This is a genomic window from Parafrankia elaeagni (assembly GCF_000374165.1).
In the GTDB taxonomy this organism is placed as follows: Bacteria; Actinomycetota; Actinomycetes; order Frankiales; family Frankiaceae; genus Parafrankia; species Parafrankia elaeagni.
This window is the reverse complement of sequence record NZ_KB893783.1, coordinates 47,068-64,998: the sequence shown is the minus strand read 5'-3', so window position 1 is coordinate 64,998 and position 17,931 is coordinate 47,068. Positions and strand designations below refer to the sequence as shown.

Here is a 17,931-nt window from a genome sequence, read left to right as displayed (position 1 = left end):
TGGTGCTCCCCCCGACGAGCGCCTCCGGCGCTGGGTGGGACACCGGCCCGCGCAGACGGCACAGACCGCAGCGGCCGCGCCGCGGGCGCCGACAGCCTGAGAATTCCCGCCGGCACCATGCCTGACACGTTGGTTGGCCGCGGGAATCCCGGTGGCACGCGCACAGCTCTCACCGCCCTTTCCGGAAACGGCGGACGAACACACCGGGACAGACACCCGCGGACGGCGCGGAGAAGGATTATCTCCGGATCGTGGACGGATCCGGCGGGGTCTCAGGGCCGGCCTCAGTGGCCGGCCTCAGTGGCCGGCCTCGTCCCAGGTGCGCCCGGCGCCCACGCTCACCTCCAGCGGAACGGACATCTCGTACGCGGCACCCATCTCGGACCGCACCAGCGCCTCGACCTCCTCCCGCTCCCCCGGCGAGATCTCCAGGACGAGCTCGTCGTGCACCTGGAGCAGCAGCCGGGAGCGCAGGTCCCGGGACCGCAGGGCGCGGTCCACCCCCAGCATCGCGATCTTGATGATGTCGGCGGCGGAGCCCTGGATGGGGGCGTTCAGCGCCATCCGTTCCGCCATCTGCCGGCGCTGGGTGTTGTCGCTGGTCAGATCGGGCAGGTAGCGGCGACGCCCCATGATCGTCTCGGTGTAGCCGTCACGCCGGGCCTGGTCTACGACACCGCGCAGGAAGTCCCGGACGCCGCCGAACCGGGCGAAGTAGGCGTCCATGTGCTCGCGGGCCTCGTCGGGGGCGATACCGAGCTGGCCGGCGAGCCCGTACGCGGACAGTCCGTAGGCCAGCCCGTAGGACATCGCCTTGATCCGGCGTCGCAGCTCCGGGTCGACCTCTGAGACCGGGAGCCCGAACGCCTGCGCGGCGACGAACGTGTGCAGGTCCTCCCCGGAGGCGAAGGCCTCGATCAGCCCGGCGTCGCCGGACAGGTGGGCCATCAGCCGCATCTCGATCTGCGAGTAGTCGGCTGTCAGCAGCGTCTCGTAGCCCTGGCCGACGATGAACGCCTGCCGGATCTGCCGGCCCTGCACCGTGCGGATCGGGATGTTCTGCAGGTTCGGGTCCGTGGACGACAGCCGGCCGGTGGCCGCGATCATCTGGTTGAAGGTGGTGTGGATCCGCCCGGCGTCGTCGATCATCGGGATGAGCGAGTCGACCACGGTCTTGAGGCGGGCCACGTCGCGGTGGTGCAGCAGCACCGGGATCAGCGGGTGGTCGGACTGTGTCGCCAGCCAGGCCAGCGCGTCCGCGTCGGTGGTGTAGCCGGTCTTGATGCGCTTCGTCTTGGGCAGCGCCAGCTCCTCGAAGAGGATCTGCTGGAGCTGTTTGGGCGAGCCCAGGTTGAACTGCCGCCCGACGATGCCGTGGGCCTGCGCGGCGACGTCCGTGACCTCGGCGCTGTAGTGCTTCTGCAGCTCGGTGAGGTGATCGGAGTCGGCGGCGATACCGGCCCGTTCCATGCGGGCCAGGACGCCGACCAGGGGCAGCTCCATCTCCCGCAGCAGCCGGGCCGCGGACCTGCGCTCGAGGTCGCCGTCGAGCACGCCGGCAAGCTCGAGGGCGGCGCGGGCGCGGATCGCGTCCGCCTCGGCCTCGTCGGCCTCGCCGGAGCCGTCGAGGGTGAGCTGGCCGCTCGTCTCCCCCTCCGACCGCAGCTCGCGCTGCAGGTAGCGCAGCGTCAGGTCAGCCAGGTCGAACGAACGCTGGCCGGGCAGGGCCAGGTAGGCGGCGAGCGCGGTGTCGCTGGTCACGCCGGCGAGGTCGAAGCCCGCCTCGGCCAGCGCCAGCATCGGGCCCTTGAGGTCGTGCCCGGCCTTCGGCCGGTCCGGATCCGCCAGCCAGGCGCCGAGGGCGGCCGAGTCACCGGCGGTGAGCTGGGTCGGGTCGAGCCAGGCGGCCGCGCCGTCGGTCGACGCCAGCGACAGCGACACGATCACCCCGGTGCCGCGGCCCCACGTGCCGCGCAGGTGCAGGCCGGTGCGGCCGGCGCCGGAGGCGTGCTCGGCCAGCCAGGAGGCGACCTCGTCCGGACCGAGCATGGTCAGCTCGATCTCGAAGCCCTCGTCGGCGGACGGCGGTGCCACCGCCAGGGCGGCGTACAGCCGCTCCCGCAGCACCCGGAACTGCAGCGTGTCGAACAGCTGGTGGACGGCCTCGCGATCCCACGGGTGCAGACGCAGGTCGACCGGGGCGACCTCCAACGGCACCTCCCGGGCGAGCTCCGTCAGCGACCGGTTGCGGATGACGTTGGCCAGATGGGCCCGCAGCGAGGCACCCGTCTTGCCGCCGATCTCGTCGGCCCGGTCGACCAGGTCGGCCAGCGAGCCGAACTGCTGGATCCACTTGGTGGCGGTCTTCTCCCCCACCCCCGGCACCGACGGCAGGTTGTCGGACGGGTCGCCGCGCAGCGCCGCGAAGTCGGGGTACTGCACCGGCGACAGGCCGTACTTCGCCTGCACCTCGTCCGGAGTGAAGCGGGTCATGTCGCTGATGCCCTTGCGGGTCATCAGCACGGTGACGCGGTCGTCGACGAGCTGCAGCGCGTCGCGGTCACCGGTGACGATCAGGACGTCCATGCCGTCGGCCGCGGCCTGGGTGGCGAGGGTGGCGATCACGTCGTCGGCCTCGAAGCCGGCGGCGCTGACGCCGGGCACCGCGAGCGCCTCGCAGACCTGGTGGATCAGCGCGACCTGGCCGACGAAGTCCGCCGGGGTCTCGGACCGGCCGGCCTTGTACTCCGCGTACTGGGTGTGCCGGAACGTCGGCGTCGGCAGATCCCACGCGACGGCGACGTGGGTGGGCTTCTCGTCGCGCAGCGCGTTGATCAGCATGGAGGTGAAGCCGTAGACGGCGTTCGTCGGCTGGCCGGTCGTCGTCGAGAAGTTCTCCACCGGCAGCGCGAAGAAGGCGCGGTAGGCCAGCGAATGCCCGTCGAGCAACAGCAGCCGGGGGCGGTCCGCCGCGGGAACCGAGGTACTGCCGGACGGGGACGAAGTAGTCGCAGGCACGCGGCGAGTCTAGGACGTGGGTACGACAGCTCCGCGCGTGTGCGGCGGAAGGGCGGCAGGACCACGGGCTCCCCGCGGCGAAGAAGATCCGCGGAGGCCCGCAGAGGCCGCAGGGCCTGGACGGCGTGAGCCCCGCCGCGGCGCTAATGTGCTGGTTGTGCCCTCTACGGCGTCGGATCAGACCGAACTGCTCAACGAACTGAACGAACACCGCGGCGAGCTCGGCGAGCGCCTCGGGATCGTGCTGACGGAGGCCAGCGCGCAGCGCGTCGTCGCGACGATGCCCGTCGCCGGCAACCGGCAGCCCTACGGCCTCCTGCACGGCGGCGCCTCGGTCGCGCTCGCGGAGACCGTCGGCTCGGTCGCCTCGATGCTCGCCGCCGGCCCGTCCCGCTCCGCGGTCGGCATCGAGATCAACGCGACCCACCACCGCGCGGCCGTCGACGGGATGGTGACCGCCGTCGCGACCCAGATCCGCGCCGGTGCCACGCTGGCCACCTACGACATCCGGATCACGGACGAGGCGGGCCGTCCGGTGTGCACCTGCCGACTGAGTTGTCTGCTGCGCGACAATCCACCCGCCGGTGGGCAGGTTCCCCCGCGAAACACCCAGGCCACTTCGGCCAACGCACAGTGACCTGCACGCTCGTCCGTACTGCTACCGTCATCCCAGGTGGGCGCCCGGGACGGGCGAGTAGAAAACGCCGGGCACGGGGAAGGTTCGGGCGGTACCAAAGCCCGTCCCGGGCACCCATCAGAAGACCGCCAGTGCGCTGGATGAACCCACGCTGGATGAACCCGGACAAAGTCTGACTGCAGTTTCTGGAGCTTTGTCGCAGGAGTTCGCGCGGACCGATGTCGGCGAGGGGCGTCGCCTGGCGAGGCCGTGACTGTGTCGGTCAGCCGGTGACCTGTCTGTCGCGGGTGTCGTGAGGTTCGTCCGAGCTGCCTAGATATGCGTCGCGGACGCGGGCGTCCCGCGCGAGAGCGTCGGCGCTGCCCGCCAGCACCACCTCGCCGGTGTCGAGGACGTAACCGCGATGGGCGATCCGCAGGGCGGCCGCGGCGTTCTGCTCCACCAGCAGAACGGTCGTCCCACCCGCGTTGATCTCCCGGATCACCTCGAAGATCGTCGCCACCAGGAGAGGGGCGAGACCGAGCGAGGGCTCGTCCAGCAGGATCAGGCGGGGCCGTGCCATCAGCGCCCGCCCGATCGCCAGCATCTGCTGCTCCCCGCCGGAGAGTGTCCCCGCCGGCTGCCGGGAACGCTCCGCGAGCCGGGGGAACAGCGTGTTGACCCGATCCAGGCCCCGGCGGGTCTCGGCGCGGTCGCGGCGGCGGTCCAGGTAGGCGCCCATCGCCAGGTTCTCCGCGACCGTCATCGCCGGGAAGATCCGCCTGCCTTCCGGGACGTGGCTGATGCCGAGCGCGGTTACCCGGTGCACGGGCAGGCCGGGGACGTCCCGCTGCCTGGCTGCGTCCTGGTGCCTGGCTGCGTCCCGGTGCCGACCGCGGGAGACGCGGCCCGTCCGCTTCGCCGATGCGGTCCGCACCGGCAGCACCGGAGGCACCGATCGCGCGGCCCGCACCGACGACGCAGCCGGAGCCGGCCCCGGCAGGGGTGCTCCCGCGATGCACGTGCCGTCGAACCAGACGGCACCGCGGGCGGGTGGCAGCAACCCGGAGATCATGCGCAGCGTCGTGGTCTTCCCCGCGCCGTTCGCCCCGAGCAGGGCGACCACCTCGCCGGCCTCGACCCGCAGCGAGATCCCGCGGACGGCCGTCACCGCCCCGTAGGCGACCTCGGCGTCACGCACCTCCAGCAGCGGGCCGTCGGACACGCCCCCGCTTCCGGCCGGGTTGGTCGTGGCCGGGTCGGTCATTGCCGGCTCCGCTCGTCGTCGGTGTCCCCCAGGTACGCCTCGATGACGGCGGGGTCGGAGCGGATCTGGTCCGGGTGGCCGGCGGCGATCACCCGGCCGAAGTTGAGCACGGAGATCGAGCCGGCGACCGCGGCCACCAACCGGATGTCGTGCTCGATGAGCAACACCGAGACACCTTGTTCCGCGATGGCCCGGATCAGCGTGACCAGGTCACGCCGCTCGGCCGCGGTGGCTCCGGCGGCCGGCTCGTCGAGCAGCAGCAGGGACGGGGCGGTGCCCAGCGCCCGCGCGATCTCCAGCCGCCGCTGCTCCCCGTAGGGCAGGCTGCCGGCCGGCAGTGCGGCCCTACGTCCCAGCCCGACGAAGTCCAGCAGGTGGTGGGAGCGTTCCAGCACCTCCCGTTCCTCCCGCCGCACGGCCGGGGTGGGCAGCAGTCCGCGCAGTGCGCCCGCCCGGGCCCGCACCTCGACGCCGACCTGGACGTTCTCCACCGCCGACATCTCGGGGAAGAGGCGGATGTTCTGGAACGTGCGGGCGATTCCCAGACGGGCGACCCGGTGCGGGGACCGGCCGACGAGCTCGACCGCGTCCTCCCCCGCCCAGAACCGGGCGCTGCCCTGCTGCGGCCGGTAGGCGCCCGTGAGGCAGTTGAACAGCGAGGTCTTGCCGGCCCCGTTCGGGCCGATGACAGCGAGGACACTGCCCCGCTCCTGCCGCAGGGACACCCCGTCCAGGCTGGTCAGCCCACCGAAACGCAGGGTCACGTCACGTACCTCGAGGATCGGTCCGACCGCGGTCGACGGCCGCGGATCGGGAATGACCCGGGCGGTCACGGCGCCGGCTCCGTTCCCGGGCCGACGCCCGGTCCCGTTCCGGCCCCCGGTCCCGGTCCCGGCACCGGCACCGTGCCGGATCCCGATGATGCGCCCGGTGCCGGCAGGGGGCCTGGTCCTGGAGCTGCGCCCGGGGCGATCACCGAGTCCTGGCCAGCCCCCGCGGTCGCCCCCACCGCGGCGCCGACCAGCCCAGCGCCCGCGGCGGCGGGGACGGGGGGAGCACCGGGCACGTCCTGACGGGGCAGGGCCCGGTGCCGGCGCGGCGGCAACAGGCCGCTCGGCCGGAAGATCATCATGAGGACCACCACGGCGCCGAAGTAGATGAACCGGTCCGCGGGGGGAACCGTGTCCCGGAGCAGGAACGCGGTTCCCTGCAGGACGAGGGCGCCGAGCACCACACCGAGGCGCGAACCCATCCCGCCGAAGATGACGATGGTCAGGACCAGCAGCGAGGCCTGCAGGCCGAAGGACTGCGGGTTGAAGAACTGCTTGGTCGCGAGCACCACCCCGGCGAAGCCGGAGACGGACGCCCCCACGGCGAACGCCAGCAGCTTCATCCGGATGGTGGCGACCCCGGTGGCCTCGGCCGCGATCTCGTCCTGGCGGATCGCCGTCCAGGCCCGGCCGGTCCGCGAGCGCTCCCAGCGCCCGAACACCACCATCACCAGCACGATCAGCACGACCAGGAGGTAGTAGTACGGCAGCGGGTTCAGACCCCACGAGTAGCGCACGCCGGGCAGGTCGACCGACAGCGGCGGCAGCCCGAAGACACCGCGCGGCCCGCCGGTCACCCCGTCGGCGTTGTTCGCCAGCAGCTGGACGATCTCACCGAAGCCGAGGGTGACGATCGCCAGGTAGTCACCGCGCAGCCGCAGGGTCGGCCCGCCGAGGACCACTCCGGCCACCGCCGCCACGACCAGCGCCACCGGCAGCGCGAAGAACGGGTTGATCTGCCAGGGGGCGTGCCAGGGCATCGCCTCCGCGGACGTCACGTAGGCCGTCGTGTAGGCACCGATCGCGAAGAAGGCGATGTAGCCGAGGTCCAGCAGGCCCGCGTACCCGACGACGACGTTCAGGCCGAGCGCGAGCAGGGCGTAGACGCCGATCTCGCCCACCAGCGCCTGCTGGGCCGCCGTGGACAGCGCCGGCGGCACGGCGAGGGCCACCGCGAGGAGCGCCAGGTGACCGAGCCGCGCCCCGTGCCGGCCGGTGACCGGCGCCGCGATCCGCCGGAACGGGCCGGCCGAAGCCGGCGGGCCGGCACCGTCCCCGCCGCCCGGGGCGAGAGGCATGGAGGCGGGGGGCATCACCGCGGCGCGGGCCCGGGAGGTCAGCGCCCGCACCCGGCTGGCGAGATGGCCGCCGCCGAGCAGCGCGACCCACAGGCCCAGCGCCGCGGCCACAAAGATGATCACCCGCGGCCAGGCGAAGGAGCCGGTGATACCGGCGAGCGGATGGTCCGCGTCCCCGGACGGCCCCGTGATCACGGCGGCCAGCGCCGACAGGAAGCAGGCGATGCCCAGGCTGCGTACCCGGCGCGACCGCGTCAGCCGCGTCAACCGGGTCAACCGGGTCAACCGGGTCAACCAAGGTAGTCGGCCCAGCCACGGCAGCCGCGGCTGGTGCGGGAGACCGCTCACGCCGGCCGGCCCAGCCGCGTCCCGAGCAGACCCGACGGCCGTACCAGCAGCACCGCGACGAGCACCGCGAACGCGATGACGTTCTTGTACGAGGCGTCGAACAGGTACCCGCCGAAGCTCTCGACCAGCCCGAGCAGCAGGCCGCCGATCACCGCCCCGCGGACGTTGCCGATACCGCCGAGCACCGCCGCGGTGAAGGCCTTGATCCCGGGGACGAACCCCATCGTGTAGGACGCGTTGAACGTCATCGCGTAGAGGAACCCCCCCGCCCCGGCGAGCAGCCCACCGAGCACGAACGTCGCGACGATGATCTTCTGGACGTCCACGCCCATCAGGCCGGCGCACTCGGCGTCCTGGGCGACGGCGCGGATGGACTGCCCGAGCCGGGTGCCGGCGACCAGGTGGTCGACCGCGAGCAGCATCATGAGCGCCGACGCGGCGATCACCAGCGACTGGGTGGAGATCTCGGCGCCGAACACCGTCAGCACCGTGCCGTTGGTGAACAGCTCCGGCACCGGGACGCTCTGCCGGCCGAACTCCTTGCCGGCCAGGTTGAAGGCGAACAGCGACGCCCCGATCGCACTGATCAGGTACGCCAGCCGCGGGGCGCCGCGGCGGCGCAGCGGCCGGTAGGCGCAGCGTTCCAGGGCATAGGCGGCGGTCGCCCCGGCCAGCGCGCCCACTCCGAGCCCGAACAGCACCAGCCCGGCCGAGGCCAGGCCGGACGGCGTCGCCCCGCCGTCCGGCACCAGCGCCCGGCTGGCGAACAGCCCGCCGAACGCCCCGAGCATGAACACCTCGCTGTGCGCGAAGTTGATGAGCTGCAGGACTCCGTAGACCAGCGTGTACCCGAGGGCGATCACCGCGTAGAGCGCGCCGACCATCAGCCCGTCGATCGTGAGCTGACTGATCTGCTCAGCCGAGCCCATGGATCTCCCTCCGGGCCCGGCGCCGCCCGGCGCGCCGGGTCAAGGCTTCACGAGCGTGCTGACCGGCCCGAGCACGGTGCGCTGGCCGTCCTTCACCTGGTACACGTAGACCGTCGAGCCCTCGACGTCACCGTTGCGCTGGAATTTGATCCGCTTGGTGACACCGGGCAGGTCGACCTTGCCGAACGCGGAGAGCACCGACTCCCGGCTCGCCCCGGTGCCCTGCTCGCGCAGCACCGAGATGACGGCGTTGGTGGCGTCGTAGGCCTCGCCGGAGTAGGTGCCGGGCTTCAGGCCGCTGTTGACCTTCTTGTAGTCCGCGACGAAGCCGGCGGCGGCCGGGTCGGAGTTGGCGTCCGAGCAGGGGCAGGTGATGAGCGCGCCCTCGGCGTTCGCCGCGCCGGCCTGGCGGATGAACTGGTCGTCGTTCGAGCCGTCGCCGCTGAGGATCACCCCGTCGTAGCCCTTGCCGCGCAGCGCCTTGGTGAGCAGCGCGAACTCGGGGTAGTAGCCCGAGTAGTAGACGGCGTCGGCACCGTCCGCCATGATCTTGGTGGCCTGCGAGGTGTAGTCCTTGGTCGGGTTGATCCCGTCGTGCGTGAACGGCACCCCGGCTCGCTCCAGGCCGCGCTCGATCGCGCCGGACAGGCCCGTCCCGTACTCGCTGCGGTCGTCGAGCGAGTAGACCCGCTTGGCCCTGACCGCCTTCGCCAGGTACTCGGCCGCGCCGGCGCCCTGCACCGTGTCCGGGGCGATCACCCGGTAGAAGCTGGTGAAGTTGAGATCGGTCAGGGTCGGGTTCGTCGCGGACGGGCTCACCGACAGCAGCCCGGCCTGGCTGTAGAGCGGTTCGCTGGCCTTCGTCGCCCCGGAGAAGACCGGGCCGACGACCGCCATCAGGTCGGAGTTGTCGATCAGCTTCTGCGCGGCGGTCGGCCCCTGCTCGGGCTGTCCCTGGTCGTCGGAGGCAACGATGCGAAGGGTGAACGGCAGGCTGCTGTCCTGGTTGGCGAGCTCGACGGCGGTCAGCACGCCGTTGTAGGCGTTGATGCCGAGCTGCTGGCTCTCGCCGGAGAGCGGCCCCTGGAAGCCGATCAGGTACTCCTTCTTGCCGCCGTCGTCCGAGTCGCCTCCGCAGGCGGCGAGCAGCCCGCCGACCATCGCGAGACCGGCGACCATCGCGGCGACGGGACGCCACGCAGACGTCCGCGTCGATCGGGGCCGAAGGGTCCGTGGGGTGGCCGTCATGCAACGTCCTTCCGCTGCCTCACCGGCGCGCGGGCGCGCTCCGCGGAGCGGAAACTAGTCGCTCCTCCCCAGCTATGAAAGCTCAAAGTGAGCGTGTCACGACTTCCCGTGGCACTTGAGTGCTTTGGGAATCCATCTGGGGGCGGAGCGTTAGCGCGTCGACTCGACCCGCAACGGGACGAACCGGCCACTCAGGACCGAGTACAACGTGACCCGAGGGTCACGGAGATCGCCCTTCGGATCGAAGGCGATCTGACCGGTGACACCGACGAACTCCCCGGCCCCGACGGCGCGGACCATCGCCGCGCGCAGGTCCGCGTCCACCGCCGAACGCCCCGGCAGGGTGGCCGACGCCGCCCGGATCAGGGCCCGCGCCGCGTCGTGGGCCGACGCCGCCACCGGCGGGATCGCGTCCGCCCACAGGGCGGCCAGCTCCGTGGACTGGGCCAGCTCCAGCTCCCGCTTCCGGGCGTCCTCCTCGTCGACGCCTGCCCCTGTGACGCCCGAGGTGCCGGCGGCGTTGTCACCGCCGGCACCGCCGTCACCGCCATCACCGGGGTCGCCGAGGCGCGCGGCGGCTCCCCCGTCGGGCCGCGTCGTGTCCGGTGAACCCGACCGGGCCGCGGATGTGTCCGCGATGGCGGACTCGGCGGCGGACTCGGCGGCGGGCACGTCCCCGCGCCCCTCCGGGAGCAGGCTGGCGACGGTCTCGAGCTCACCGAACCGCTTGGCGTAGGCGGTGACGAACGCGCCGGCCGACGGCAGCCGGGACAGCGGAACCGACAGATCCGTGACCAGATCACCCTCGGTGAGAGCACCCGCGCGGTCGAGGTAGTCACGGTCGAGGAGCCCGTCCGCGCCGAGCACCTGCACCGTGACACCCTCGTCGACGAGCGCCTGGCGCAGCTTCCCCGCGACGTCGGCGCCGGTCGCCAGGTAGACCAGGTCCGGAGCCTCGTCCCGGACGGCCCTCGCCGTCTCCTCGATCTGCTCGTCGTCGATCGCGCCGCCGTCCACCCGGTGCACCGTCGGCACGGTGGCGCCGGCGTCGCGGACATCCCGGGCGAAGCGCTCGGCGAGCGTGATCGTGCCGTAGTCCGGACCGCCGTCGATCACGCTGATGCGCGACCGGCCGAGAGTGTCGAGCGCGTAGTCGGCCGCGACCCCGGCGAGCTGTGCGTCCGTCCCGGAGAGCCGGAAGTAGGTGGGGAAGGGGCGGACGTCCGGCGAGGCCGGCGCCGAGGTCAGCGTCGGCTCGGCGTTGGACGGCGAGACCACGGGAAGCCCGGCCTCGCTCAGCCGGCCCAGCGACACCATCGCCACGCTGGAGCTGAGGGGGCCGACGACCCCGATCATCCGGTCGTCGTCGGCGAACAGGTCCGCGCCGGCCGCGCCGCCGTCCGGCCGGGACAGGTCGTCGTGTGCCACGACCTGCAGCTTCCAGCCAGGGATCATCCCCTGCCGGTTCGCCTCCTCGACGGCGAGCGTGACCGCGTTGCGCACGCTCACACCCGCGTCCGCGGACGCCCCGGAGAGGGGCGCCAGCACCCCGATCGTCGCGATCCTGTCCTCGCCCGGGCCACCGCCGTCACCGCCGAGCTCGGAGGCGAGGAGCAGGCCCAGCCCACCGGGCAGAGCCAGCGCCACCACGAGGACCGCCGCGAGCAGCACCCGGCCGCGGGTCGTCAGGACGGACCGGCCGACCCAGCCCCGCACCGCGCGGGCCGCGCGCGCGGCACCGCCGACGAGGCGCGACACCGCCCGCGCACGAACCGGGCCGGTGGCCGGGCCGGAGGCCGCGCCAGGGTCCTGCCCGGTCACGAGCCTGGCAGCGCCTCGCCCGACAGCACAGCCTCGGCGACAGCCCGCATGGTCCGGCGCTGGTTCATCGACGTCCGCTGGATCCAGCGGAAGGCATCAGGCTCGGTCATCGCGTGCTCGGTCTGCAGCACACCCTTCGCCCGCTCGATGATCTTACGGGCCTCCAGGCGACCCTGCAGGTCCTCGACCTCGGCCTCAAGACTCACGATCTCGGTGAACCGGCTCATCGCCATCTCGATGGTCGGCAGCAGGTCCTTCTTCTGGAACGGCTTGACCACGTAGGCCATCGCCCCCGCCTCGCGGGCCCGCTCGACGAGCTCCCGCTGGCTGAAGGCGGTGAGGATCACGACCGGCGCGATCCGCTCCTTGGCAATCTTGGCTCCGGCGTCGATACCGTCCATCTTCGGCATCTTGACGTCCAGGATCACCAGGTCGGGGCGCAGCTTCCCGGCGAGTGCGACCGCCGTCTCGCCGTCGCCGGCCTCGCCGACGACCTCGTAGCCCTCCTCCTGGAGCATCTCCCTGAGATCCAGCCGGATCAACGCTTCGTCCTCAGCGATCAACACCCGACGCGGCGTCGAAGAAGGCTGGCTCATCGAGGTGAACTCCTGGTTGTGCGGTCGTCACGATCGGGCGGCGGGCGTGGGGTGCGGCCCGCTCGCCCGTAATCTGTCCGGGTCGAGCGGTCGAATCGCACCCTACCCGGCTAGAGTCGTGCACGAGACGTTCCGCGACGTTCAGCGCCGCGGACCTCGCCGACCCGCCCCGGTACTCCAACGGCAGAGAGACGGTGCTCAAACCACCGACAGTGTGGGTTCGAATCCCACCCGGGGTACGTTGTGACGTCTCGGGGCCTCGACCTGGCCCCGAATTCTCGATCCTGGGTGCGCGAGCTCCGTGGGTTCTCGACTCGAGGGCCGCGCGACCCGAGGACGGCGCGACCCGAGGACCGTGCGGCCCGGGTCGAGGCCGTCGGCGCATGTCACGCTCGGCCGTGGATGACGGCGACGGGGCAGGCCGCGTGCAGCACGCACTGGTGCGCCGTCGAGCCGAGCAGCAGTTCCGCGAAACCACCGCGCCCCCGCGTGCCCACCACCAGAAGCTGCGCGTCCTGCGAAGCGTGCAGCAACGCGCGGCTCGCCGAGTCGTCAACGGCGGCCTGGCGGACGTCGATGTCGGCCTCGTCGTCGATCTCGGCGGTCACGACGTCGGCCAGCAGCCGTTCCGCGTCTCTGCGCAGCGTCGGGTAGAAGTAGTCGTCGAGAGGGACGCCGGACGGAGCGAGGTTGATCCGATAGGCGTGGACCAGGTGCAGCGGGGCGCTGCGTGCCGCGGCCTGTGCCGCCGCCCAGCGCACGGCCGCCTGCGAGGGCCCGGAGCCGTCGACACCGACGACTATGGGCCGTCGGTCGGGCCGGACGGAGCTCGCGGCGCCGCGGATCACGACAACCGGGCCTGTGCAGTGGTGCAGGAGCCGTTGCGCGACGGATCCGGCCAGGACACGGTGTGCCAGGCCCGGCCCGCGGGCGCCGACCACCGTCACGGCGGCGTTCTTGGCCTCGGCGAGGAGGGCCTCGACCGGGTCGTGGTCGACGACGACCCGGTGAAGCTCGACCGGAGGATCCGGCATCGGGACCCGGGCGATGGTCTGGTCCAGCAGCTGCGCGGCGGCGGTCGCCAGCCCGTGTCGGTCGGCGGCGAGCGCGGCCTCGTAGACCGGCCGGGGCAACCCGTCCGCCGTCCAGCCCAGCAACGCGGTGACGGGGCGGTCCTCCACCTGAGCCGCTGCATAGGCCCAGCTCAGGGCGGCCTCGGATCCCACCGAACCGTCGATACCGACAAGAATCGCCCGTCTGTCCTCGGTCATCACCTTCGGGACCTCCAGTCCGCGTCACTCGCCTGCTCGCCCACCCGCCCATCGGAAGAACCCGATGTGGCCAGTCTCATCGTCCGTCGTGACCAGCGGTTTCTCGAACGGCGAAGGGCACCGCCGAGGCGGGACGTTCGACCTGGGTCCACCCGTCACTCGTCGGTAGCAGCGTGCCGGTCAGATGGTTGACCCGGAGCGGATCTTGATGGGGGATCCGGCCGGGACGACGCGCAGGCGGGCGAGGTCGGCGCGCTGCAGGCGGACGCAGCCGTGGGAGACCTGGGCACCGTCCCGGCCGATCGCCACCTCGCTGCCGAGCGGGCCGTGAATGCCGACGATGGCGTCGCCGGACGAGTCCCAGTCGGTGATCGTGGTCGAGTGGGCCGAGGTGACCAGGACGAAGTCGCCGTAGCCGGGGTCGGGCGGCGGGGCGAAGAGCGCGACGAAGTACTCGCCGGCCGGGGTCGGATGGTCGTCGACCCCGATCCCGGCCGGTGCGTCGAGCACCTGTACCTCGCGGTCGTAGAGCCGCAGACGACGCTCGGTGAGGTCGATCTCGATGCGGTGGGAGCTGGTGACGAGCGCGGCGTCGGTGGAGCGGATCCAGGCCGCCGACTCGTTGGGCCGCTGTGCCAGCCGCACCCGCAGCCAGCCGGGCTGGCTCTCCAGCACCGGCAGCGCGGACGGTGCGCCGCGCCAGCGTCCGGGCACCGTCCCGCGGCGCGGCCCGCCGGGGACATCGAACGCGGCGCTGTCCCCACGCAGCTGCGCGATGGGGGTCAGCCCGGCCGCCAGCCCGACACCGCCGGTCGCCTGGCCAGGCCCGCCGGTGGGGACGGCTGCGCCGCCGCGCGGTGACGCGGGGCCGTCCGCCCCGCCCCTGGTCACGGCGAGGACGAGCGCGGCCACGCCGGATCCCAGTGTCACCGCGGCCGCGCCGCCGAGCACGACCACCCGACGGGTCACCGCCGGGCCCCGCGGCCGCGCCGGGTTGGACGGTCCCGCCGGGCCGAGGGACTCCGCGGAGCCGGACTCGGGACCGGAGCCGGACTCGGGACCGGAGCCGGACTCGGCACCTGCGTCATGCACGGCTGGTCCGCCGGTTTCAGTCGAACTGCACGTTGGGGAGGCCGGCGGGGCCTGCCGCCACCACGGTGACGGTGAGTACCGAGGACCGCGGTCGACGGCGCCGCGCCGATGTCCCGCTCATCCAGTGCTCCTTAGGATCCGCTGGTGGCGCACCTGCGCCGGGACGTCCTTCGGAGAAGTCCCGGGACGGGCATTATCAGGCCACAGGCATTACTTAGGGTGACGACTCGCCGAGCGGTCGGCCACACCGACCAGTTCGCTGCCGACCGGGCTGGTCCGACCGGGCCGGACGGTCTGTGTTCACGAACCGCCGGCAATACCCGGCCCGACGCTCTGGGCGCTCAGACGCTCAGACGCCGGTGCCGGGCGAGCCGGCGGACGCCCTCCGTCGCGGGGCGGTCGGCGCAGGGATGCAGGGCCGTCTCGAGGCGGGCACGGACAGCGGTCTGGTCGAGATGCATGCCGATCGCGACCAGGCCCTCGGAACCGGTCGCCGCGGCGCCGGACCGCATGGTCGCGGCCATGACGTGGACCTGCCGCCCGACGATGTTGACCACATGGCCGCGCAGGCTCCGCCCGGTGTTCACGATCACGGTGCCCTTGAGCCGGTAGACGCCCGCGGGCGGGTCCTCGATCAGATCGGCGAGCCGACCGGGATCGACCGGCCCCGTGGCCGGCACTGTCACGGCGTCGACACGCGGATGCGGCCCGTGGTCGTGGTCGTCGTTGTGATCGTGGTCCTCGCGGGCCAGCGCGGCGAGCGGCAGCTCGTCGACCGGGTCGTGCGGGGTGGCGGCGTCGAAGACGAGCTGCGGGTCGACGCGGCCGTGCGCGGTGTCGACCACGTGCACGTGCGGGTTGCTCTCGCGCACCCGGGCGGTGATCCGCGCGACCATGGTGGTGCGATCCGCCGCCGGGAGCCGGTCGGTCTTGTTGATCACAACGAGCGAGGCGGAGGCGAACCGGGCGGGCGGCAGGCCGCCGGTGTCGACCGTCTCGAAGTAGTGGGCGGCGTCGACCACGTCGACGAGACCACCGGGACGCACCCGGCTCACACCGCTGTAGCCGATGAGTCTGGCCAGCGCCGGCGGGTCGGCCACGCCGCTGGCCTCCACGATCACCGCGTCCAGCCGCAGCCGCGGGTGGGTCAGTTTCTCCAGCGCCGCGTCCAGGCCGTCCGTGTCCGTCAGACAGCACAGGCAGCCACCCGCGATCGAGGCCGGCTCGTCCACCTGGCCGCTGACCAGCAGGGCGTCGACGTTGATCGCCCCGAAATCGTTGATGACCACCCCGAGGCGTGCTCCGGGTGCCTGGAGCAGCCGGTTGAGCACCGTCGTCTTGCCCGCGCCCAGGTACCCGGTAAGCGCGATCACCGGAACCCGCACCGCCATCCCCGCCCTCCCGGCCTTCCTCGTCGTCACGGACCGGCGGCCCAGTGGACGGGCCCGCTGGCAGGTCCCTGGTCGAGTTCGCGTTCGCCCGTGCGGTCCGGGTTCATCACCCAGACCGGGCCGGACGCCGCGTAGAAGTCGGCGTGCCCGGTGTCCCGGACGAGGACAGCAGGATGTTGCCCGGTTTGAGATCCCGGTCGACGTCGAGCACCTCGGCGGTGCAGAACCGGGTGACCCGCCGCGCCGCCTGCGCCTCGCGCAGGAACCGGGCACGGAACTCCGGATCCCGGGCGAACTCCGGCCGGATGGTCTTCACCGCGACCTGGCGCCCGTCGCCGCCGCGGCCGAGGTAGACCGTGCCCATCCCGCCGGTGCCGAGGCGGCCCACGAGCTCGTATCCGCCGATCCGGGCCGGGTCGGCGGCCTCCAGCGGCGCCGTCTGGGCAGGGACATCCGCCATCAACGCTCCCCACCTTGTCCGCCGGAGTCAGATCCGCCGTGGTCAGCCATTTCCCAGTATGCCGGCCGGGCGTCGGGCTCGGCGGGCCGGTTTCTCGCCGGAGGCCGGATGCCGGGTGCCGTGACCGGCGCCGGAGCCTGGGCTCCCTCCGCGGCCGGGCCGACGCCGAAGTCGTAGGTCACGCCGCTGAGGCGCTCGGACTCCCGCCACAGCCGGCGCTGCTGCTCGGCGTCGCGGGCCCGGGGGCTGGTCCGCGCGGCGGCGGGCAGGCCGGTGCTCCCGAACCAGCCGGACGGGCCGTAGTAGTCCCCGCCGCGGGCCGCGGTGTCGGTGGCGGCGCGAAGCGTGGCCAGCGCCCCCATCTGGGGACTCTGGATCAGCCACGACATCACGGGCGCGGCGCGGACACCGAGGAACACGCGGGCCGGCGGGGTGAGGTTGCGGGTGAGATCCGTCCGGGCGATGCCGGGATGGGCTGCCACCGCGAGGGTCGGGGCACCGGCGGCGGCCAGCCGGCGGTGCAGCTCGAAGGTGAACATGAGATTCGCCAGCTTCGACCACGGATAGTGCAGCCGCGGCCGCGACGGGAGCCGGCCACCCGGCGCCGCGGGCCGGAGCGCCTCCGGGGAGACCCGCGGAGCCGGCAGGCGGGCCAGCCCCTCCACATCGGCCCGGCCGACGAGGTGGACCAGGCTGCTCACCGTGATGATCCGGGACCCCGGACTGGCCAGCAGCCGGTCGAGCAGGAGACCGGTCAGCGCGAAATGCCCCAGGTGGTTGACGTAGAACGTCGGCTCGATGCCGGCGGCGACAGCGGCAGCCGCTGAGAGATCCCGCGGCGGCCGCATCAGTCCGGCGTTGTTGATCAGCAGGTCGAGGCGGGGGTGGGCCGCGCGGAGCCGCCCGGCGGCGGCCCGCACCGACGCCGGCGAGAGGAGGTCCAGCTCCTCGAGCCGGACGTCGGCATCCGGCGCGCCCTTCCTGATCCGTGCGGCTGCCTGCTCGGCCTTCGCCAGGTCACGGCAGGCCAACACGACCGTCGCGCCGCGCTCGGCGAGGACCGCCGCCGTCTCGTAGCCGAGGCCGGAGTTCCCGCCGGTGATGACGGCCGTGCGCCCCCGCTGGTCCGGCACGTCGGCGAGTCCCCAGCCGGCCTGGGCACGCATCAACGCGGCTCGACCAGAACCAGCGGGATCACCCGCTTGGACCTGGCCTGATAGTTCTCGTACCAGCGGGTGTCGGCCACCCGCGGCCAGAGCCGCTCCCGCTCCGCCGGCGTGGCGACCCGGGCGTGCATCGGCTGCCACGCACCACCCCGGAGCCGGACGTCGACGTCCGGATGGGCGCAGACGTTGTGGTACCAGTCAGGGTGCCGGTCATCACCGGCACGCGACGCGACGAGAACGATCGCTCCGCCATCCCGCAACGGCGAGGTGAGCATGATCGTGTGCCGGTTGCCGCTGCGGCGCCCGGTCGTCGTGAGCTCCAGGACGGGCATGCCGCCGGCGCGCCAGCCGAGCCGGCCCCGGGTCGCCTTCGTCAGGAGTCTGTGCGTCGCGTTGAGGGCCTTGAACCCGCGCTCGCTCACCATGCCTGGAGCCTACGGCGCAGGTGGGAGCACCGATTGTCGCCTGGCCGTCGCTGGCACCCGCCTCGGGTGACCCACCGAAGTCACGCACAGATATGACTACTCTCCGGAGTACCGGGAAGACCGTGCGTGCCCGTCACGAGTGCCATCGCGACAAC

Annotated in this window: 14 protein-coding genes, 1 tRNA gene and 1 pseudogene; 2 read left to right on the top strand and 14 right to left on the bottom strand. The window is 72.8% G+C overall.

What is annotated here, in order from left to right; genetic code table 11:
• Positions 1–297: 297 nt before the first annotated feature.
• Complete coding sequence (gene polA / locus B207_RS0129710; protein WP_026311576.1) at positions 298–3,018, bottom strand: DNA polymerase I; 2,721 nt, start codon at positions 3,016–3,018, stop codon at positions 298–300.
• A gap of 148 nt (positions 3,019–3,166) precedes the next feature.
• On the opposite strand from polA, the gene B207_RS0129705 reads away from it, so the two are divergent.
• Positions 3,167–3,655 (top strand): PaaI family thioesterase, encoded by a 489-nt coding sequence (locus B207_RS0129705; RefSeq protein WP_018640336.1) that lies wholly within the window; start codon positions 3,167–3,169, stop codon positions 3,653–3,655.
• A gap of 262 nt (positions 3,656–3,917) precedes the next feature.
• Here the strand turns inward: B207_RS0129705 and B207_RS36325 are convergent, their stop codons facing one another.
• From B207_RS36325 to B207_RS0129670, 7 genes are all read right to left on the bottom strand, one after another.
• On the bottom strand, positions 3,918–4,901 hold the full coding sequence (locus B207_RS36325; protein WP_018640335.1) for an ABC transporter ATP-binding protein: 984 nt from the start codon (positions 4,899–4,901) through the stop codon (positions 3,918–3,920).
• On the bottom strand, positions 4,898–5,734 hold the full coding sequence (locus tag B207_RS0129695; RefSeq protein ID WP_018640334.1) for an ABC transporter ATP-binding protein: 837 nt from the start codon (positions 5,732–5,734) through the stop codon (positions 4,898–4,900). The genes B207_RS36325 and B207_RS0129695 overlap by 4 nt, the downstream gene beginning before the upstream one ends.
• Positions 5,731–7,296, bottom strand: coding sequence for a branched-chain amino acid ABC transporter permease (locus B207_RS36320; RefSeq protein ID WP_018640333.1), 1,566 nt, complete (start codon positions 7,294–7,296; stop codon positions 5,731–5,733). Before B207_RS36320 ends, B207_RS0129695 begins: the two co-directional genes overlap by 4 nt.
• Before the next feature lie 77 nt (positions 7,297–7,373).
• Positions 7,374–8,306 (bottom strand): branched-chain amino acid ABC transporter permease, encoded by a 933-nt coding sequence (locus B207_RS0129685; RefSeq protein ID WP_018640332.1) that lies wholly within the window; start codon positions 8,304–8,306, stop codon positions 7,374–7,376.
• A gap of 39 nt (positions 8,307–8,345) precedes the next feature.
• On the bottom strand, positions 8,346–9,485 hold the full coding sequence (locus B207_RS0129680) for a branched-chain amino acid ABC transporter substrate-binding protein (RefSeq protein ID WP_018640331.1): 1,140 nt from the start codon (positions 9,483–9,485) through the stop codon (positions 8,346–8,348).
• A 219-nt stretch (positions 9,486–9,704) separates the two neighbouring features.
• Positions 9,705–11,375 carry a branched-chain amino acid ABC transporter substrate-binding protein gene (locus B207_RS0129675; protein ID WP_018640330.1) on the bottom strand — a complete coding sequence of 557 codons (1,671 nt, stop codon included), beginning with the start codon at positions 11,373–11,375 and terminating at the stop codon, positions 9,705–9,707.
• Positions 11,372–11,971 carry an ANTAR domain-containing response regulator gene (locus B207_RS0129670; RefSeq protein WP_026311575.1) on the bottom strand — a complete coding sequence of 200 codons (600 nt, stop codon included), beginning with the start codon at positions 11,969–11,971 and terminating at the stop codon, positions 11,372–11,374. The genes B207_RS0129675 and B207_RS0129670 overlap by 4 nt, the downstream gene beginning before the upstream one ends.
• Positions 11,972–12,137: 166 nt before the next feature.
• Here B207_RS0129670 and B207_RS0129665 point away from each other — a divergent pair.
• Positions 12,138–12,210: transfer RNA gene (locus B207_RS0129665), tRNA-Leu, on the top strand.
• 147 nt (positions 12,211–12,357) lie between these two features.
• On the opposite strand, the gene B207_RS0129660 is transcribed toward B207_RS0129665, so the two are convergent.
• The 6 genes and pseudogenes from B207_RS0129660 to B207_RS0129635 all read right to left on the bottom strand — a co-directional run bounded on the left by B207_RS0129660 (position 12,358) and on the right by B207_RS0129635 (position 17,776).
• The gene (locus B207_RS0129660) at positions 12,358–13,242 is read right to left on the bottom strand and encodes a universal stress protein (RefSeq protein ID WP_018640328.1); all 885 of its coding nucleotides are present in this window, start codon (positions 13,240–13,242) and stop codon (positions 12,358–12,360) included.
• A gap of 180 nt (positions 13,243–13,422) precedes the next feature.
• Entirely contained in the window at positions 13,423–14,334 is a 912-nt protein-coding gene (locus tag B207_RS0129655) for a L,D-transpeptidase (RefSeq protein WP_018640327.1), read from the bottom strand.
• Between the two features lie 341 nt (positions 14,335–14,675).
• Positions 14,676–15,725: a CobW family GTP-binding protein gene (locus B207_RS0129650; protein WP_018640326.1), complete on the bottom strand. Its 1,050-nt coding sequence runs from the start codon at positions 15,723–15,725 to the stop codon at positions 14,676–14,678.
• Positions 15,726–15,924: 199 nt separating this feature from the next.
• Positions 15,925–16,185: pseudogene (locus B207_RS0129645) on the bottom strand (protein kinase domain-containing protein); the annotation flags it as partial.
• A complete protein-coding gene (locus B207_RS0129640; RefSeq protein ID WP_018640324.1) occupies positions 16,185–17,351 on the bottom strand; it encodes an SDR family NAD(P)-dependent oxidoreductase in 1,167 nt (388 codons plus the stop codon). The gene B207_RS0129640 and the pseudogene B207_RS0129645, both read right to left, overlap by 1 nt.
• Complete coding sequence (locus tag B207_RS0129635) at positions 17,351–17,776, bottom strand: nitroreductase/quinone reductase family protein (RefSeq protein WP_018640323.1); 426 nt, start codon at positions 17,774–17,776, stop codon at positions 17,351–17,353. Before B207_RS0129635 ends, B207_RS0129640 begins: the two co-directional genes overlap by 1 nt.
• Positions 17,777–17,931: the final 155 nt, after the last annotated feature.